Genomic DNA, 13,755 nt, shown 5'->3' on the forward strand with positions numbered 1-13,755 from the left:
AACGGGTTCGGTCTAGGCGCGCAGCACGCAGAGCTGCGCCAGCCGCACTTCCAGCCGACGGGAAGGACGAGACCACACGGGCAGACGCACCAGCGGCGCCCGGAACGACCCGGACCGCCGCAGCACCGCGAAACCGATCAGCACCGCCAGCGCCACCACGAGACAGGCGCCGGCGACGAGAATGCCCTCGATCAGCCCGGAGTCGTCGGACTGGTCGGAGTGCGCCACGACGTGAGTGCTCGACGTGGGGCACTGCGCGGTCCAGGCGAACTCGGTCTCACACGGAGTGCCCTGCATCATCGCGACGCCGGCGACCAGCGCGAGCACGGCGAAAACCCGCGCGAGATACGCGCGGGTTCGCGAGCTGCGGGTGCCGGGCACGTGATCCAGCGTAGCCAGTCGCCGCCTGCGCCGGGTGAAGTGGCTCAGATCAGCAGCAGCGACTTGCCGAGCGTCGCCCGTTCCTCCAGCGACCGGTGCGCCTGAGCCGCCTGCTCCAACGGATAGGTCGCCCCGATGAACGGACGAAGCCGCCCCTGAGCGGCGTGCGCGAGCACCTCGGTCATCAGTTCGCTGACCGTCGCGACGTCGGGCGGACCGGCCGCCAGCGCGTTGTGCACGTCCACGTCCCGCTCCTTCGCCACCTCCGGATCGATGTCGGTGAACCCGTTCGCGGTGCCGTAGGTGACGAAGCGCCCGCCCGCGGCGACGGTCTCGAACACCTCCCTGCCGAGTGACCCACCGGCACCGTCGAAGGCGAGGTCGACACCGCCGACCGCGTCTCGGACCTGCTCGTGCCAGCCGTCGAGCGAGTAGTCGACAGCTACCTCCGCGCCCAGTTCACGGGCCAGCGCGAGCTTGCGTTCGCCACGAGCCGCGGCGACGACCCGTGCGCCGGCGTTGTGCATCAGTTGCACCAGCAGCGAACCCGCACCGCCCGTGGCCGCCGAGATGAGGACCACCTCGCCTTCCGCGACCTTCGCCTGGCGGAAGAGGTTCAGCGCCATGACACCGTCGTGCATCATCGCCGCCGCCTCGGCAGAGCTCAGGCCTTCCGGAACCGCGACGAGCTCCTCGACCGCGTAGGTGAGCCGTTCCGCATAGCCCTCGGACCCGCGCGCGACGACGTGACGACCGACCCACGCGGGATCCACGCCCTCGCCGACGGACAGCACGTGTCCCGCTCCGCCCCCGCCGGGCACGTACGGAGGCGTCCGCGGGAAGTACTCCTGCCCCCAGCCGCCGCGCAGCAACGTGTCGAGGAACATCACGTCGGCGACGTCGAGCCCCACGACCACCTGACCGGGACCGGCGACGGGCTCCGGGACCTCTTCCGCGACGAGCACCTCCGGTCCGCCGAACTCGTGCACACGCACAGCACGCACCACGACCACATCCCCCTACCTCGATCAACTCGGTCGCGACCCACCGTAGGAACTCGACCAAGGTGGAGGTCAAGCGAATACCATTCGTATCCGAACGGAGGTGCCAGGTGGCGAGAGTGTTCGTCAGCTACGCGAGCGCGGACCTCGCGTTGGCGGAGGAACTGCACGGCTGGCTCGAGTCCGCCGGCCACGAGGTCTTCCTCGACCGCGACCCGCGCAGCGGCATCGCGATCGGCGACGAGTGGGTCCGACGCCTGCACGAGCGGCTGCGCTGGGCGCACGCCCTGCTGTGCGTGATCACGAAGGACTACCGGGGGTCCGCCTGGTGCACCGCGGAGCTGAACACCGCCCGCCTGCTCGGCACCCGGATCCTGCCGCTGCGCTCCGGCACCGTCGTGCACCCGTTGCTCGACGACGTCCAGCACACCGACCTCACCGACAGAGCCGCCGCCCGCGCCCGCGTCGCCAGAGCCCTCGCCGAGATCGACGCCGCCGGTGATCCGCACTGGCCGGACGGCCGCTCGCCGTTCCCCGGGCTCGTCCCGCTCGACGTCGATCGCCACCGCGTCTACTTCGGCCGTGAACGGGAGATCGCGGACCTGGTCGAGCTCGTCGTCGAGGGCCGTGGCGGCACGCTCGTCGTCGGATCGTCCGGCTGCGGCAAGTCCTCGCTCGTGCGGGCTGGTCTCGTTCCCGCGCTGGCCGGCGTGCCCGGTGTCTTCCCGCTGCCGGTCGTCGTACCGGGGGCGCACCCGTCGAACGCGCTGGACCACGTACTCGACCGTGACCCGCCGCAACGCCCGCTGCTCGTGATCGACCAGCTCGAAGAAGTCTTCACGCAGTCCGACGCGCTCGGCCGCAGCGCCCTCGCGCGACGGCTGCGCGCGGCGGACGTCCACCTCGTGTGCACGATTCGCCCGGAGTACCTGACCGACCTGTTGTCGGATCCCCACCTCGGCGACCTGTGCACCCGCGTCTACCCGGTCACCCCGCTGCGCCGGGAGGCGCTGCGCCAGGTCATCGAACGGCCTGCCGCGGTCGCTGGCATCACGATCGACGAGCAGCTCGTCGCCAGGATGATCGACGACACCGGTGATGGCACCGCGCTGCCGCTGCTCGCGTTCACCCTGGCCAGGCTCAGCGACGGCGTCGGGCGCGGCGGCAAGCTCTCGTCCGCCCGCTACGACGCCCTGGGAGGCGTCCGCGGCGCACTGCTCGAAGAGGCCGACGCAGCCCTGCGCGCGTCGGGCCGCCCGGAACGCGACGTCCTCGCGGCACTGCTGTCGCTGGTCACCGTGGACGAACGCGGTCAGCCCACACGCCGTCACGTGCACCGCGGCTCGTTCCCGGAACTCGCCGAGTTCGTCGCCCGCCGCCTGCTCACCACCGACACGATCGCTGGCGAGACGGTCATCGGCGTCGCGCACGAGGCGTTCCTGACGGAGTGGCCACCTCTGGCCGGAGCGATCACCGAACACGCAGCCGCACTCCGCACGCGCCGCGCCGTCGAGCACGCCGCCGCCGACTGGCGCACCTCCGGCCAGGCACCTTCGCGGCTGTGGCAGGGAGCCCACCTGCACTCGGCCCGGGACGACGTGACGCGGGTGCAACTCTCCGCCACCGCCGAGGACTTCCTGCACGCGAGCGTCCGGCACGACTGGAGGCTGCGCAGGCGAACCGTGACCGTGCTGTCGTTCCTGCTGGTCCTGGCGGTGGTCGCCGCGGCGGTCGCCTACAACCGGCAGCTCATCGCCCAGGACCGGCAGGCCGAAGCCGAGCAACGCCAACGCGTCGCGGTCGTCGAGCAGCTCATCGCCCAGTCCAGGACCTTCGCCACCGTGGCACCGGGGTTCACGCTGGCGTTCGGTGTGGCCGCCGCGCGGATCGATCCGGGCAACGCCACCGCGAATGCCGCCATCAGCGAGGCGCTGGCCGGCAGCGGCATTCTGGGCGGTCTGCCGGGTCAGTCCCACGTTGTGAGGGCTCGCCACGCGAAGGTGCTGGCCAGTGCCGGCACCGACGGTGCGGTGACGCTGTGGAGTGCCTCCGACCTGCCCCGCCCGAAACACCGGCTCGCCGTGCCCGGCTGGGACCTGCGGCGGGCGGTCTTCTCGCCGGACGGGCGGATGGTGGTCACCTCGGACAGCGGCGGCCGGGCCCTGTTCTGGAAGCTGACGCGAACCACGCCACACCGCGTCGGCCCGGTGGTGGGCTGGTACTCGAGTCCGATCACGGCGATGGCCTTCGCCGACGACAGCCGGACGCTCGCCATCGCCACCCGCTCCGAGGTGTGGCTGTGGGACACCTCGGATCCCGGGCAACCGTTCGTGGTCGGCTGGTCCTTCTCCCCGGGAGGCGGGCAGAGCGCGATCACCGCCGTGGGCTTCGCCCCAGGAGGCGAGTTGCTGGCGGTCGGAGGGGACCTGTTCGACGTGAGCGAGCCGGCACGACCCCGATTGGCGGGCCGACTGCCGGTCGAGGTTCGTGACGCGGCGTTCTCCCCGGTGCGCGGGCTGGCCGCGGTGGTGACCGACGGCGGCGCCTCACTGGTGGACGTCTCCGACCCGGCCAATCCACGCATCGTGTCGGTGCTGCCGCTCAGGTCCGAGTTCATGAAGGACCTCGACTTCTCGCCGGACGGCCACCTGCTCGCCACCGCCGGCGGCCCCGGCGGCACCACGCTGTGGGACGTCAGAGACCCTCTGGCCCCGAGGCGAGTCGACGACGTGGTGCCCGCCGTCACCGCCGAGTCGGTGTCGTTCTCACCGGACGGACGCAGCCTCGTCGTGGACGACTCGATCTGGGACCTGACCGGAAGATTCCGCCCGCAACCGATCGGCGCGCCGTTTGGAGGAGGCGCGCACAGCGTCGCGTTCAGCCCCGACGGCACGATGCTCGCCATCGGCGGTGAGGACCGCGCCGCCCTGTGGCGGCTGTCCGGCACACCCGCACTGCTCGGTGAGCCCCTGACCCGCATCTCGCCCCAGCGGCCCGCCGCGGTCGCGTTCGCCCCGGACGGCCGCACGCTCGCGGCGGGCGAGACCCTGCAGGACATCAGCGACCCCGGTCACCCCCGGCAGTCTCACCAGTTGAAACCCTCGACCGCGCTCACGAGGTTCTCCCCGGACGGGAACCGCTACGTGACAACGACGATCGGCGCGACCGGCAACACCCCGAGCGTGTGGGACGCACACGATCCAGCCCGGCACGTCATGGAGCTCGCCGGGCAGGGGACCCAGGTCCAGGCGGTCGAGTTCACCAGGGACGGCTCGATGATCGCCACCGTGGCCGCGGACGGCACCGTCCGCGTGTGGGACGCCGCCAATCCCGAACGCGCACCCGACCCGCTCGTTGGCAACGTCTCCGGTGCCACCACGGTGACCTTCTCCGCCGACAACCGGGTGCTCGTGGCGGGCGGCACCAGCGGCCCGGCACTCGTGTGGGACACCAACGGCGACCAAGGCGGGCCCCGCGTGGGCCAGCCCCTCAGCGGCGGCGCCGTCGCACAGGCCGCTTTCGCGCCACGCGGCAGGCTTCTCGCGACGAGCAGCCCCGACGGGACTGTCGTCCTGTGGGACCTGACGGACTCGTCCACACCACGCCGCCTCGGCCCGTCGCTGCCCGCTCGCGCGCGAGGGCCGCTCGCGTTCAGCCCGGAGGGCACTGCGCTCGCGACCTCGGACGTGGAGGACGGCGTGCGGTTGTGGAACCTGAGGCCGCTGACCTCCATGCTGGACAAGCCTTTGGAAGTCGCCTGCGGGATCCTGGGCCAAGGTCTGTCCGAACAGGACTGGGCGCGGTGGGTGCCCGGCCTGCCGTACCGGGAGACGTGTCCGTGAGTTTGGAAGGCCGCCAAACGACATGCTTTCAGGTTGACCTGCGGCGAATGGGTGGAGCCAAACGGAAGAGCGGCTCTACCGTCCCCGCATGCCATTGCGGAGATCAACGGTGCGCGGCCGCGAGTTCGGTGACGCGATACGGGCGTTGTTGCGGGCGGCCGACCTGACCAACCGTGCCGCCGCCGACCTGCTGGGCTGGCAGGAGGCCAAAGTTTCGGAGCTGGTCAACGGCAAGGAAGGCACGACCGACGTCGAGCTGGCCAAGTTGCTCGGTCTGCTGCGCACGCCGCCCGCCGAGTTCGACCACCTGATGAGCCTGCACCACGATGCGCACATCAGGGATTGGTTGCAGCCCAACGGTTCCGGCGTTCCGGATCGGGTGCGCACGCTGCGGGAGCACGAGAAGATCGCCTCCGGGATCGCCGGTTGGTCGATGAACGTCGTGCACGGCCTCCTCCAGGTGCCCGACTACACCTGGCACCTCGCCCTCGCCAAGCCGCTGCCGGAACTGGACGCGCGGCTGGTCGTCGAGAACCGGGTCATCCGGCAGACATCGGTGCTCGACGGCAACCGGACCGTCCAGATCTACATGCACGAGCAGGCTCTGCGGCTGCCGGTCGGGGACTCGAGCGTGATGGCGGAGCAACTCCACCACCTGCTCCGCCTGTCGGTGCGGCCGTACCTCACGATTCGCTTGGTTCCCACCGCGCTCGGCCCACATGCCGGCCTCGCGGGTGACTTCGATCTGCTCAAGTTCAAGAAGATCCCGGAGATCGTCTACCTCGAGAGCGAAGGGGCCAACGTCTTCCTCGAGGATCGAGCTTCCGTCGGACGCTACGAGACGGTGCTGAAGTCACTCGATCGGACGGCGTTGGACGAAGTCGAGACGAGGAAGCTGATCACCGACATCATCGGTGAGGAGGCTCGTGATGACCAGGTGGCGCAAGAGTAGTTACAGCGCCAGCGACGGCAACTGCGTGGAAGTGGGCCGCGGCGTCGGCATCCGGGACAGCAAGTCGCCTGCCACCGAACTCCCGCTCACGCCTCACCAGTGGACGACTTTCTTGCGGCTGGTGGTTGCCAGCCCCCGGTGACCTCCTTGGTCGGCTTGTGCGGGAACCGCCGCTGCGCGTACTCCTGCGCGGCCGACCCCGGCAGCACGTACAGCGTCTCCTTCTTCTCCTGCAACGGCCGCAACACGGTGTCCATGAACGCCTTGCGGTCGTCGAGGTACGGCCCGAGCACGTCCTCCCCGGCAGGGCACACCGCCAGGCAGTAGCCGGACTTGTACCCCGGCGGCGAGGCGAGGCTCTGCCACATCGACGCGCTCTCGGAGTCGGTGACGCGTGAGCGGTAGTCGGCGGCGTCGGAGCTGTCGGCCACGGTCTGCACCCAGTCGGTGAAGCCGCTCATGAATTCGCGGTAGTTGTGGGTGGCGCAGGCCAGGGCGTCGAACTCCCCGGTCTTGCGGATGGCGCCGATCGGGCAGGCGGCGACGCACAACTTGCAGTCGATGCACGGGTTGTGGTCCAGCGCCTGGCCGTACTCGCTCACCTCCGCGTCGACCAGGACGGTGGCCAGGAGCACGAAGCTGCCGAAACGAGGGTGGATCACGTTGCGGTGCAGGCCCATCACGCCGAGGCCCGCGGCGACGGCGACGGTCTTGTGCGCGACGACCCAGATGCGGCCGGGGTAGCGGTCCATCTCCTGCGGGAAGCCGACCGACGGGTTGAGCGCGCGGTAGCCGGTGTCCTGCAACGCCTGGGTGACGGCGCGGGCGGCGTGGTTGGCCTGTTCGTCGGTCTGTGGAACTCCTGGTTCGCGACGCTGCGGGCGGGGGAGCGGAGGTTGTCGCGGTTCATCCGGAACGCCATCGCGATCAGGGAGCGGGTGCCGGGCAACGCGGTCAGCGCGTGCTCGCGTTCGCCTGCCAGGTCGGGGTGGTCGAGGCTGACCACGGCCGCGTCGTCCGCGCCCGCCGCGAGGCACAGGTCACGCAGCCAGGTCGCGTCGATGACGGTCGGCGGGGTCGTTCTGGGGCGGGCGAGCACGGCCTGGACCGACGGGTGGGCGGTCAGCTTCGCCGGGAGCGCGCTCATGCGACCGCGTCCAGCACGTCGGGCCGTTCCAGGGCGATGAAGTGGCCGGCGCCGGGAACCTCGGTGAACTCCGCGGCGGGCAGGAGCTGCCTGTTGGCCTGCCGGTCGGAGGGCCTCGACCAGTCCTTCTCCCCGTAGACGAGGTGGATCGGCGCGGTGACCTCGGGATAACGGGAGCGGGCCGCGACGAGGCTCGGCAGGTTGCGGTAGACGGCGCGGGCCGGATAACCGGGATGGCTGCCGACGCGCAGGAGCTCGTCGAGGTAGTCCTCGCGCAGGGCGGAGGGGTCGCCGAGGCCGCCACGAAGGATGGCGCGCATGACGGGTCGGGGTTCCAGCCGGGCGAGCAGCGGGCCGACTGCCGGCGCGATCACGCCGGTGATGATCAGCCTGGCCAGGAGGCTGGATCTGGCGATGCCGCCGGCGTAGTCGTAGGCGTTCACCGCCACGACCCGCCGGACGCGGCCGGGCAGGTCGGCCGCCGCGGTGAGCGCGAGGACGGCGCCCATCGACTCGCCGAGCAGCGTCACGTCGTGCAGGTCGAGCTGCGTCACGAGTTGGGTGACGGCGGCGCGCAGGGCCGGTTCGTCGTAGGAGGCGCCCGGCACGATCTGCGAGTAGCCCATCCCCGGCAGGTCGAGCGCGTAGACGGTGTACCGCTGCCGCACCAACGGGATCAGGTGGCGGAAGTGCTCGGCTTGGGTGCGCACGGTGTGCAGCAGGACCAGCGGCGGGCCGCTGCCGCCGGTGAGGTACCGCAGCCGGCCGGGTTCGAGGAAGTGGCTTCTCGTCCCGGGGATGCTGATCCGGGACTCGCTGGTCTGCGCGCTCATCTGCACCTCGCGACGAGTGTGTTGTGTTTTCCAACCGACTGGACGTCACGGTAGGGCAGTGAGTTGGAAAACACAACACACTGGATTACGCTGGGAAGATGACCGAACCGCAGCCCGTGCGCATGGGCGACCTGCCGCTGGGAGTTCGCCCCTGCTCACTCGCGGCGGCGCTGGAGGTCCTCGGTGAGCGGTGGTCGCTGCTGGCGCTGCGGGAGATCGGCTACGGCGTGCACCGCTTCGCCCGCATCGCCGGGTACACGGGCGCGTCCCGCGACATGCTGGCCGACCGGCTGCGCAAGCTGGAGGCCGCGGGGATCGTCGAACGCCGGCTCTACAGCGAGCACCCGCCCCGGCACGAGTACCACCTGACCGAGGCGGGGCGGGAGCTGTTCCCCGTCATGCTCGCGCTGACCGAGTGGGGCGACCGGTGGGCCGTGGACAGTCCGGCGCTGATCCGCCGGCACTCCTGCGGGCAGCCGGTCCAGGTCGACCTGGTGTGCCGCCACTGCGGTCAGCCGGTCACCCGGGACACGATCCACCCCGAGCTCGCGTGACGGTCAGACGCGGCGCCACTGGTGGGTGTTGAAGTCCCAGTCGTAGCGCGGCCGTCCCAGGGCCGGGCGGCTGACGAAGGGCGCTCCCTGGTTGCTGATCTCCAGCGCGCCCGAGCGTCCCGCGCAGGTCCAGTGCAGCTCTGCCACCCACTCCACCTCCTGGTCGCCCAGCTCCAGATCGACCGCGAAGTGCTCGGGTTCCCTGACGTGCACCGAGTACGGGAACTCGCCGCGCTCACCGCGTGCCGAGTTCGGCCGCACCGGCACGCGGTCCTGCCTCGTCAGGTCGGCGTAGAACCACTTCGGCTCGACCTTGTGGAACAGCTGCGCAGAGAAGACCTCGATGCCGGAGGCCGGTGCCGCCGGACGGCGCGCCCGCACCGCGAAGACCAGGTCCGTCAGCAGGACGGCCTGCTCGCGGGTGCCTTCGACCAGGAGCGTGAGCCTGGTGTTGTCGGGCGGAGTCACGACCTCGTTGTGGTGCAGGAACCCGATCATTTCCTTCAGGAGGCCGCCGTCCGGCGCCTTGTCTATCGACGTGTTGACCACGGCGTGCATGCCGTAGCGCTCCTTCGCCCACTTCACGCTGGGTGTGACGGCCAGCGGTGGTGGCTCGGCGGGCAGAGCCAGCCCTCCTTGGCTCGTGAGCAGGTCGCGGACCTGGATCACCACCGAGGGCTGGCTGTTCGTTTCGTTCCGTACGCCGTCCATGGCGGGACTGTATCGGTTACTGATCGATCCCGACGTCGTTCCACGCCGAACGCACCACGTCGGCGACCGCACTCCCGAACAACGCGTGCGCCGACGCCGTGGTCGCGGCGGCCGCCTCTGCGAAGTTCGAGTTCACCCGGAGCTTCGTGGCCAGCGCGTCGTACCAGACCTTGCCCGCGCGTTCCCACGCGTTGCCGCCGAGCCGCGTCGCGACGAGGTGGAACGCCTTGTTGGGGATACCGGAGTTGATGTGGACGCCGCCGTTGTCGTTGCGGGGGTTGCCGTCGTCGGGCAGGTCGACGTACGAGCGCATGTGGGCGGGCTGGCGGTCGAGCTGGTGCGCGGTGCCGGGGTCCTTCATGGACCGCAGTGCGACGCCCTGCAGCTGCGTGCCGAGGATGCCGGCGCCGATGAGCCAGTCGGCCTGGTCGGCGGACTGTCCGAGCGCGTGCTGCTTGACCAGGGAGCCGAAGACGTCGGCCATCGACTCGTTCAGCGCGCCCGACTGCTTGCGGTAGCGCAGACCGGCCGTGTACTGCACGACGCCGTGCGTGATCTCGTGCCCCACGACGGACAGGTCGCGGGCGAGGGCGCCGGACTGGAAGACCTTGCCGCTGCCGTCGCCGTAGACCATCTGGGTGCCGTCCCAGAAGGCGTTGTCGAAGCCGCGTCCGAAGTGGACGGAGGACACGAGCTTGAGGCCGTTGCCGTCGACGCTGTGCCTGCCGAGCACGTCGCGGTAGAAGTCGTAGGTCCTGTCGGCGTTGTCGAACGCGTCGTTGACGGCGGGATCGCCGACCGGGCCGTCACCTTCCTTGCGCCGCATGACGCCGGGCAGGGCTCGTTCGTCGCCACCCTGGACGTCGTGGACGGCCTTGAACTCGCTCGCGGGCCCGCGCAGCTGGCCCGCGTTGAGGTCGAGGAACTGGATCGCCTCGGTGAGCGTGTCGCGCTGGGCGTGCAGCGCGGCCGAGGCGAGCAGGGTCGGGATGGTGTCGCGGATGTCGATGCCGCCGGTTTCGGCGAGCTCGATGAGCAGGTGGGCGGGCAGGATGAAGCAGGTCATGAGTCGTTTCCCCCTTCTGTTTCCCCGTGTACCCGGAGAGGAGGACTCGGGCCGCCCCACAAATACACGTGCAACTGAAGGTTGCGCGAACGATCCCTCCCGGCTACGTTGACGTGCAACCGATGGTTGCATTCAAGGGAGGATCTCGTGGAGTACGGAAGCATCGAACGCGAGCTGCACATCGACGCCACCCCGGAGGTGGTCTACGAGGTGGTCAGCTCCGCCGAGCACCTGCGCGAGTGGTGGCCGGACGACGCCGAGCTCGACCCGGTGCCCGGCGGTACCGGCAGGCTCGTCTTCGGCGACCCGGACTCGCCGGACGCGAAGGTCGAGCGGCTCACCGTCGTGGAGGCCGACCCGCCCCACCGGTTCGCGTTCCGCTGGGTCTACGAAGACGACAACTCGCTGCTCGTCACCATGGACATCATCGCGTCCGGCGACGGAACCCTGTTGCGCTTCAAGGAGACCGGCTTCCGCGAGCGCGGGTGGGAGGCGGCCGTGCTGGAGCAGGCGTACGCCGATCACGTCCAGGGCTGGGACCACTTCCTGCCGCGCCTGGTCGCCCGCGCCAACAGCCTGGTCGCGCGGCCGTGATCGACGACGACCTGTGGTCCGCGGTGGGCGACCCGACCCGCCGTCGGATGCTCGACCTGCTGCTCGTCGACGGCGGCGGCACGGCGACCACGCTCAGCGAGCAGCTGCCCGTCACCCGGCAGGCGGTCGCCAAGCACCTCGGCGTGCTCGACCGCGTCGGCCTGGTGCACGCGACGCCGCTGGGACGGGAGCGCCGCTACGAGGTGGACGAAGCACAGCTGGCCCGCGCGGTCGCGCAGCTGTCCTCGGTCGGCGCGACCTGGGACGCCCGGTTGCAGCGGATCAAGCGCATCGCCGAACGGATCCAACGACAGACGGGGGAGATCTCATGACGACACGGACAGAGCGCGGCTACTCGACCTCGTACACCGTCGAGCAGTCACCGGACGAGGTCTACGCGGCCGTCCTGGACGTCCGGTCCTGGTGGACGGGCGAGGTCGAAGGCGGCACCGACGAGGAAGGCGCCGAGTTCACCTACCGGCATCCTCCGCAGCACTACAGCCGTCAGCGCGTGACCGAGCTCGAACCGGGTCGCCGCGTGGTCTGGCGGGTCACCGACAGCCACCTGTCGTTCGTCTCGGTGCCGGACGAGTGGACCGGCAGCGAGATCGTGTTCGACATCGCCGCGGTGGACGGCGGCACGGAGTTGCGGTTCACCCACGTCGGCCTGGTGCCGGACGTCGAGTGCTTCGGCGCGTGCTCCACGGGCTGGCTGCACTACGTCGGTGGCAGCCTGCACAGCCTGATCACGACCGGGCGAGGCCTTCCCGACCCGTGGTGATCAGCCGGGCGATCTCGTTCGGCGGCAGGCGGTCGGTGTTCACGTGACGCCTGGCACGACCACGCGCCGGGCGGTCCCCACAGCCGCAGGACAGGGATCAACCGCGAGCCCACTCCGTGACGACCGGAGTGCCGTCCAGCGACGTCACCCTGACCCGCACCAGCCCGGACGGCACTTCGGCCGCCGTGAACCAGCCGTCGCTGATCGGTACCGCACGGCGTGAGCGCGGCGTCTCCACCACCGCCTCGCCCTCGGCGCCGGTGACGAACCCGCGCACCACGCCGTCGCTGATCTCCAGGTTCAGCGTGACGTGCGCGGACTCGAACGCGAGCGTCACCGGTTCGTCGCCGCGCACCAGGGCCTCGGCCTCGACGAGCTCGGCCAGTTCCGCGTCGAGCGACCGCAGTGCCAGTGCGGCGCTCGCGTCACGCAGCACGCCCGCCGGGACCGGGTCGAACTCGTCGGCCGCGGCCCGCAGCACGTCGAGGAACTCGTCGTCGTTCATGACCGCTCCTCCAGCACCTCGTTGCCCCTGACCAGCGCTTTCAACCGGCCCAGGCACCGTTGGCGGATCGGGCCGATGCTGCCGACCGGCATGTCCAGGGCGAGGGCGACCTCGGCGTAGGCGGGCGGCGGCGAGGCCATCAGCACACGCAGCAGACGCCGGCAGCGGTCCGGGAGCTCCTCGAAGACACGCCACAGCGCGGCGTTGCGTTCGCCGACGAGCATCGCGTGGTCGACGTCCGGGGCGGGGTCGGGGGAGTCGGCGATCTCCTCGGCGGGTTCGGGCAGGCGTCCCGCGCGGCGCAGCAGCTGCAGGCACTCGTGCCGCGCGGTGGTGGCGAGCCAGCCCGCCAGCCGTTCGGGTTCCGCGATGCCGTCGAGGTGCTCGACCAGCTTGATCCACGTGCACTGCACGGCGTCGGCCGCGTCGGCGTCGCTGAAGCGGTGGGCGCGGGCGATCGACCACAGCAGTCCGCTGAACTGCCTGACCAGCGCGTCCCACGCGGCCTGGTCACCACGCGCGGCCGCGGCCAGCGACGCCGGTATGTCCATGTGGACATGATGCCGCCCGACGTCGTCCAGATCCGGTTGCCTTGCTACCCGTTTTTCCGAATTTCACGCAACACGGTCTTGATTCGCGTAATGCACGTCACAAAACCGCGTCTCGGGTGCATGCTGATGTCCAGCAGCTCAACCCGAGGACTGATGACCATGACGAGTGCGACCGCGTCCTCCCGCCACAACTGGGAGTCGGACCTGGAGCGCTACCGGACCAGAGCGGTCCAGGTGCTCGACACGCACCTGCCCGCGACGACCGGCTGCACCGAGTGCGGCGACCCGTGGCCGTGCGCCCGTGCCTGCACGGCCGAACTGGTGCTCGAGCTCTGATCAGGACTCCACCCGCGCGAGGAACGCCGCCACCCCGGTGACGATCCTCGCGGCCTGGTCGTCCTGCGAGATCGACTCGTGGAAACGCGAGCCGGGTCCCGCGCTTTTCTTCCCGCGCAGGTAGAGCGAGCACTGCAGGTCCGCGCACACGTAGGCGCCGACCGAGTTGCCCAGCTGGCCCGACTTCCCGGCCTTGCGCGCCGTCATCAGCGACACGCCGTCCCCCGGATGCGTGGTCAGGCACCACGCGCACATCGTCTTGCGCGCCCGCCCGGCCTGCGCGGCCCGGCGCAGCGCGATGCCGACGAGCCGTCCGTCGAGGTCGGCCACCAGATAGGAGCGGTCGGGTGCGGCGGGGTCGGTCCAGCCGAGGAAGTCGAGGTCGTCCCACGGCCGGTCGGCGAGATCCTTGGGCACGTGCATGCGCTTCGCCTCGCCCTTGGTGGAATTGACGAAGGACGCGCGGATGTCGGGTTCGGTCAGTGGCTTCACGTCGAGGAA

At 70.6% G+C, this 13,755-nt stretch carries 18 protein-coding genes; 8 read left to right on the forward strand and 10 right to left on the reverse strand.

Features of this window, described 5'->3' with window-relative positions:
* Positions 1 to 12: 12 nt before the first annotated feature.
* Positions 13 to 381: a hypothetical protein gene (locus AOM45_RS28275; RefSeq protein WP_030466013.1), complete on the reverse strand. Its 369-nt coding sequence runs from the start codon at positions 379 to 381 to the stop codon at positions 13 to 15.
* A 44-nt stretch (positions 382 to 425) separates the two neighbouring features.
* Entirely contained in the window at positions 426 to 1,385 is a 960-nt protein-coding gene (locus AOM45_RS28280) for a zinc-binding dehydrogenase (protein ID WP_030466014.1), read from the reverse strand.
* Positions 1,386 to 1,492: 107 nt separating this feature from the next.
* Here AOM45_RS28280 and AOM45_RS28285 point away from each other — a divergent pair, with 107 nt between their 5' ends.
* From AOM45_RS28285 to AOM45_RS49915, 3 genes are all read left to right on the forward strand, one after another.
* Positions 1,493 to 5,224, forward strand: a complete 3,732-nt coding sequence (locus AOM45_RS28285) for an nSTAND1 domain-containing NTPase (protein ID WP_156093640.1) — start codon at positions 1,493 to 1,495, stop codon at positions 5,222 to 5,224.
* Positions 5,225 to 5,312: 88 nt separating this feature from the next.
* Positions 5,313 to 6,176, forward strand: a complete 864-nt coding sequence (locus AOM45_RS28290; protein WP_081901905.1) for a Scr1 family TA system antitoxin-like transcriptional regulator — start codon at positions 5,313 to 5,315, stop codon at positions 6,174 to 6,176.
* Positions 6,154 to 6,318: a DUF397 domain-containing protein gene (locus AOM45_RS49915; RefSeq protein WP_081901906.1), complete on the forward strand. Its 165-nt coding sequence runs from the start codon at positions 6,154 to 6,156 to the stop codon at positions 6,316 to 6,318. The genes AOM45_RS28290 and AOM45_RS49915 overlap by 23 nt, the downstream gene beginning before the upstream one ends.
* On the opposite strand, the gene AOM45_RS52465 is transcribed toward AOM45_RS49915, so the two are convergent.
* Genes AOM45_RS52465 through AOM45_RS28300 form a run of 3 tightly spaced genes read right to left on the reverse strand, consistent with a single transcriptional unit; the run spans position 6,263 to position 8,156 of the window.
* A complete protein-coding gene (locus AOM45_RS52465; RefSeq protein ID WP_236703858.1) occupies positions 6,263 to 6,928 on the reverse strand; it encodes a 4Fe-4S binding protein in 666 nt (221 codons plus the stop codon). The two genes, AOM45_RS49915 and AOM45_RS52465, sit on opposite strands and share 56 nt — an antisense overlap.
* Positions 6,856 to 7,323 carry a hypothetical protein gene (locus tag AOM45_RS52470; protein WP_201780079.1) on the reverse strand — a complete coding sequence of 156 codons (468 nt, stop codon included), beginning with the start codon at positions 7,321 to 7,323 and terminating at the stop codon, positions 6,856 to 6,858. The genes AOM45_RS52465 and AOM45_RS52470 overlap by 73 nt, the downstream gene beginning before the upstream one ends.
* On the reverse strand, positions 7,320 to 8,156 hold the full coding sequence (locus AOM45_RS28300; protein ID WP_030466017.1) for an alpha/beta fold hydrolase: 837 nt from the start codon (positions 8,154 to 8,156) through the stop codon (positions 7,320 to 7,322). The genes AOM45_RS52470 and AOM45_RS28300 overlap by 4 nt, the downstream gene beginning before the upstream one ends.
* A gap of 98 nt (positions 8,157 to 8,254) precedes the next feature.
* On the opposite strand from AOM45_RS28300, the gene AOM45_RS28305 reads away from it, so the two are divergent.
* A complete protein-coding gene (locus AOM45_RS28305) occupies positions 8,255 to 8,710 on the forward strand; it encodes a winged helix-turn-helix transcriptional regulator (protein WP_030466018.1) in 456 nt (151 codons plus the stop codon).
* A 3-nt stretch (positions 8,711 to 8,713) separates the two neighbouring features.
* Here AOM45_RS28305 and AOM45_RS28310 read toward each other — a convergent pair whose 3' ends face one another.
* Together AOM45_RS28310 and AOM45_RS28315 are read right to left on the reverse strand one after the other, a co-directional pair.
* A complete protein-coding gene (locus AOM45_RS28310; RefSeq protein WP_030466019.1) occupies positions 8,714 to 9,421 on the reverse strand; it encodes a hypothetical protein in 708 nt (235 codons plus the stop codon).
* Positions 9,422 to 9,437: 16 nt separating this feature from the next.
* Positions 9,438 to 10,487, reverse strand: coding sequence for a M4 family metallopeptidase (locus AOM45_RS28315; RefSeq protein WP_051782893.1), 1,050 nt, complete (start codon positions 10,485 to 10,487; stop codon positions 9,438 to 9,440).
* Positions 10,488 to 10,634: 147 nt separating this feature from the next.
* Between AOM45_RS28315 and AOM45_RS28320 the strand changes: the two genes are divergently transcribed.
* The 3 genes from AOM45_RS28320 to AOM45_RS28330 are packed head-to-tail and all read left to right on the forward strand — an operon-like array spanning position 10,635 to position 11,862.
* Positions 10,635 to 11,081: an SRPBCC domain-containing protein gene (locus AOM45_RS28320; protein ID WP_030466021.1), complete on the forward strand. Its 447-nt coding sequence runs from the start codon at positions 10,635 to 10,637 to the stop codon at positions 11,079 to 11,081.
* A complete protein-coding gene (locus tag AOM45_RS28325; RefSeq protein ID WP_030466022.1) occupies positions 11,078 to 11,413 on the forward strand; it encodes an ArsR/SmtB family transcription factor in 336 nt (111 codons plus the stop codon). The genes AOM45_RS28320 and AOM45_RS28325 overlap by 4 nt, the downstream gene beginning before the upstream one ends.
* Entirely contained in the window at positions 11,410 to 11,862 is a 453-nt protein-coding gene (locus AOM45_RS28330) for an SRPBCC family protein (protein ID WP_030466023.1), read from the forward strand. The genes AOM45_RS28325 and AOM45_RS28330 overlap by 4 nt, the downstream gene beginning before the upstream one ends.
* Before the next feature lie 97 nt (positions 11,863 to 11,959).
* Here the strand turns inward: AOM45_RS28330 and AOM45_RS28335 are convergent, their stop codons facing one another.
* Positions 11,960 to 12,367 (reverse strand): hypothetical protein, encoded by a 408-nt coding sequence (locus AOM45_RS28335; protein WP_030466024.1) that lies wholly within the window; start codon positions 12,365 to 12,367, stop codon positions 11,960 to 11,962.
* Positions 12,364 to 12,918: an RNA polymerase sigma factor gene (locus tag AOM45_RS28340; RefSeq protein ID WP_030466025.1), complete on the reverse strand. Its 555-nt coding sequence runs from the start codon at positions 12,916 to 12,918 to the stop codon at positions 12,364 to 12,366. Before AOM45_RS28340 ends, AOM45_RS28335 begins: the two co-directional genes overlap by 4 nt.
* Before the next feature lie 159 nt (positions 12,919 to 13,077).
* Between AOM45_RS28340 and AOM45_RS28345 the strand changes: the two genes are divergently transcribed.
* Positions 13,078 to 13,254: a hypothetical protein gene (locus tag AOM45_RS28345; RefSeq protein WP_156093641.1), complete on the forward strand. Its 177-nt coding sequence runs from the start codon at positions 13,078 to 13,080 to the stop codon at positions 13,252 to 13,254.
* Here AOM45_RS28345 and AOM45_RS28350 read toward each other — a convergent pair whose 3' ends face one another.
* Positions 13,255 to 13,746, reverse strand: coding sequence for an FBP domain-containing protein (locus AOM45_RS28350; RefSeq protein ID WP_030466027.1), 492 nt, complete (start codon positions 13,744 to 13,746; stop codon positions 13,255 to 13,257).
* Between the last annotated feature and the right edge of the window lie 9 nt (positions 13,747 to 13,755).

Origin of the sequence: Lentzea aerocolonigenes, from assembly GCF_000974445.1 — a bacterium.
In the GTDB taxonomy this organism is placed as follows: domain Bacteria; phylum Actinomycetota; class Actinomycetes; order Mycobacteriales; family Pseudonocardiaceae; genus Lentzea; species Lentzea aerocolonigenes.